Annotated in this window: 4 protein-coding genes; all 4 read left to right on the forward strand. The window is 69.6% G+C overall.

What is annotated here, in order from left to right; all coding sequences use genetic code 11:
- Positions 1-182: hypothetical protein (locus tag ACIQ6O_RS14370; protein WP_396208468.1), on the forward strand; the 182-nt coding region annotated here is incomplete at its 5' end.
- Entirely contained in the window at positions 179-2,140 is a 1,962-nt protein-coding gene (locus tag ACIQ6O_RS14375) for a hydantoinase/oxoprolinase family protein (RefSeq protein ID WP_396208469.1), read from the forward strand. The genes ACIQ6O_RS14370 and ACIQ6O_RS14375, both read left to right, overlap by 4 nt.
- Positions 2,137-2,799, forward strand: a complete 663-nt coding sequence (locus ACIQ6O_RS14380; RefSeq protein WP_396208470.1) for a uracil-DNA glycosylase family protein — start codon at positions 2,137-2,139, stop codon at positions 2,797-2,799. The genes ACIQ6O_RS14375 and ACIQ6O_RS14380 overlap by 4 nt, the downstream gene beginning before the upstream one ends.
- A partial coding sequence (locus ACIQ6O_RS14385) for a hydantoinase B/oxoprolinase family protein (protein WP_396208471.1) occupies positions 2,796-3,694 on the forward strand: 899 nt, incomplete at its 3' end. The genes ACIQ6O_RS14380 and ACIQ6O_RS14385, both read left to right, overlap by 4 nt.

The following is a 3,694-nucleotide window of genomic DNA, read 5'->3' on the forward strand; positions in this document are numbered from 1 at the left end:
CCTCGCGCGCTGGGCGCGCTGGACGCGCGCTGTCGGCGGTGGTTGCGGTCATCGCCCTGGTGGGGCTGGTGCTCATGCACCTGCCGGGCTTTACGCAGGGGAGTATGATGCTCTACATGGCCATCGTTCCGGTGCATCTGGCGATGGCGGTGGTGGCCAACGGCAAGCGGAGCGCCGCGTGAGTTACGGAACGCGCGTCGCGGTCGGCATCGACGTGGGAGGCACGTTCACCGACCTCGCCGCCCTGCATGACGACGGCACGGTGCACACCACCAAGGTGCTGAGCGTACCGGCCGATCGTGCGCAGGGTGTGCTCAATGCCCTCTCCGCGGCGCAGTTGCCGGCGGATCGCGTGGCCCATATCGCCCACGGTACCACGGTGGTGACGAACCTGCTGCTCGAGCGGCGCGGCGCACCCGTGGTGGCGTGTGCCACGCAGGGCTTCACCGATGTGCTCGAGCTGCGACGCCAGGAACGGGCCGCGCTATACGACCTGTCGCAGCAGCATGTCGCACCGCTGGTCTCGCGTGCGCAGGTCGTGCCGGTGCCCGAGCGCATGGCGCCGGACGTCGTCGTCGCGCCACTCACCGATGTGGCGATCGATGCGGTCGTGGCTGACGCGCTTTCGAAGGCGGAGACGCACCACGCCGAAACGATCGCCATCACGCTCTTGCATGCGTACGGCGATCCGCGGCACGAGCAGCAACTGGCGGAGGCGTTGCGCATAGCCATCGCCTCGCGCGGGCTCGCGCTCGACGTGGTCACGAGCCACGAGGTGCTGCCGGAGATTCGCGAGTACGAGCGGATGGCCACGACGGTGGCCGAGGCATACGCACGACCCGCGGTGCGCCGTTATCTCGCGGGGCTCTCCGACCGCCTCGCGATCGACGGGTATCCGGCGCCGCGCGTGATGACCTCGGCCGGTGGCACACTCGAGGCCCACGATGCCGCACACCACGCAGCGGCGTTGGCGCTGAGTGGTCCCGCGGGTGGCGTTACGGGGGCGGCGGCGATTGCGTCGGCGTTGGGTGTCTCGCGCGCGCTCACGATCGATATCGGTGGCACCAGCGCCGATGTGGGTCTCATCTACGATGGGGAGCCGCTGGTGGAGCGCGGTGGAGGTGTGGCAGGCATTCCCATCGCGCTGCCGCGCGTGCTCGTGGAAGCGGTGGCGGCCGGTGGCGGCAGTATCGCGTGGCTCGACGATGGTGGCGCCCTGCGCGCCGGCCCCGAGAGCGCAGGCGCATCGCCCGGCCCGGCGGCGTACGACCGTGGCGGCCTACGCCCCACCGTGACCGACGCGCATGTCGTGCTCGGCACGATCGCCGCCGGCGAATGGAGCGGCGGCGTGCGCATCAGTCGCGAAAAGGCCGCCGCCGCGATCGCCACCGTGGCGACCCCGCTCGGCGTGAGCGTCGAACGCGCCGCGGAAGCCATCATCACGACCGCCGATGCCATCATGGCGCGCGCGCTGCGTCGGGTGAGCGTGGAGCGTGGTGTGGACCCACGCGGCTTGCCGCTCATCGCATTCGGCGGCGGCGGGCCACTCCATGCGTGTGGCCTTGCAGAGCGCTTGGGGATGCGCGAGGTGATCGTGCCGCCGCATGCTGGTGTGCTGAGCGCCGTGGGACTCGCGCTCGCGCCGGAGCGTCGGGAACGGCTCACGAGCTGTGTGACCACCGCCGATGGCTTGAACGATGACGCGCTCGCCGTGCTGCTCACGACGGCCGCACGTGAGCTCGGCGGCGAGCGTACGGGATTGGACGCGCGCTGGTGGCTGCGGGCGCGCTACGTAGGGCAGGGGTACGAGCTCGACGTCCCGGTGCAGCCCGGTGACGCGGTCGCGACGGTGGTGCAGCGATTTGTGGAGCGACACGAGCAACGCGCCGGGTTCACGCTCGATCGCGCGGTGGAGTTCATCAGCGCACGCACGACGCTCAGTAGCACGCCGTGGCCCGTGCGCTTCGCGCGTCCGGTGCGTGACGGGGTTCTGCCTGACGACGTGGATGACGGACGGGCGATGCACCGCACGTTGGTCGGCCCCACGGTCGTGCGGCTGCCCGATGCCACAATGCGCGTCGCCTCGGGGTGGACGGCGCGGGCGCTCGAGATCGGCGGTTGGCACCTGGAGATGACATGAGCCCGAATCGTGTCAGCATCGGACGTATTCGCTCCACGCCCGTGCCCATGCTGCTCCCCGAAGAGGGGCCGGTGCACGTGCTCATCGTGGGCGAAGCTCCGGGGCCGCGTGGTGCCGACAAGAGCGGTATCCCCTTTTTCGGGGATGCCGCGGGTCGGCATTTGTACACCGCGCTCGAACGCGTGGGGGCGATGGCATTGCCGCCGGAGGTGAATGCGTTGCCGTGGGACGGCGCCGCATTCGCGGCGGCGGGGCTGGCGCCAGTCGCCTGCGGCGTCGCGCTCGGGAATGCCTTCGATCGGTGTCCGAGTGATGACGGTGAGTCGTTCCGGGCTCCTGTTCGCAGCGAACTTGAGAGCACCCCGAACTTCGCGCGCCTCAATCGTGAGCTCGATGAGCTCACGACGCGCGGGCTCAAGGGCGTGGTGACATTGGGACGTGTTGCCACGCGCACCTTCGATGCGTTGCTCACGCAGACGCCACGCCCCGCACTGGCGCGCCGGGCCCTTCCGCACCCCTCGGCGCAGGGGTTGCTGTCCATGGTACCCGATCGCGGCAAGGGGGCGAAGATGGCTGAATTGCAGGAGACGTGGATGGTGTGCTGCGAGGATTCGATCATTCAGGCGGGATATCCGTCGCCACACCGGGAGCACGCGTGACCGCCGCGATGCCCACGTTCGATGCTCTCGAGCTTACGGTCTTCTCGCAGGGCGTGGCCATGCTCGCCGAGGAGATGGGTGGACTGCTCGAGCGCAGCAGCATTTCGCCCAACATCCGCGAACGCCGCGACGCGTCGTGCGCGCTGTTCGATGCGGCTGGGCGCATGGTGGCGCAGGCCGCCCATATTCCGGTGCATCTGGGTGCCATGCCCGAGTCGGTCGCGGCGGTGCGTGCGGCTGGTGCACAGGCCGGCGACGTATTCCTGCTCAACGATCCGTCGCACGGCGGTTCGCATCTCCCCGATCTCACCATGGTGGAGGTGATCGCGCATCCGCACGAGGCGCAGCGCATCATCGGATACGCGGCGGTGCGCGCGCATCATGCCGACGTGGGGGGCATCAGCCCGGGTAGCATGCCGTTCGGCGCCACCGAGTTGTATCAGGAAGGCATCATCGTGCCGCCGGTGCGCATCGAAGTGCAGGGCACACCACAGCGCGATGTGCTGGCGCTGGTGCTCGCCAATGTGCGTACGCCCGCCGAGCGTGAGGGTGATCTGAGTGCGCAGCGTGCGGCGTGTGCCGCCGGCCGCCGCGGGTGGCAAGCGCTGTTCCTGCGCATGGGCGAATCGGTGCTGCAGTCAGCGGTTGATGCCTTGCTCGATTACACCGAGCGTCGCGTGCGCGCGCGTCTCGCGCTGCTGAATGGCGCGGCCGGTATTGCCGCCGATGCACTGGAGGGAGACGGCGTGAGCGATGCCCCCATCCCCGTGGTGATTGCGGCGTCGGTGCGCGAGGCTACGTTGCATCTCGATCTCACCGGGACGTCACCGGCGGTACGTGGCAACGTGAACGCGCCGCCGGCAGTGGTGCGTGCAGCGGCCGTGTTCGTGCTGCG

It is taken from the genome of Gemmatimonas sp. (genome assembly GCF_044345575.1).
Taxonomy (GTDB): domain Bacteria; phylum Gemmatimonadota; class Gemmatimonadetes; order Gemmatimonadales; family Gemmatimonadaceae; genus Gemmatimonas.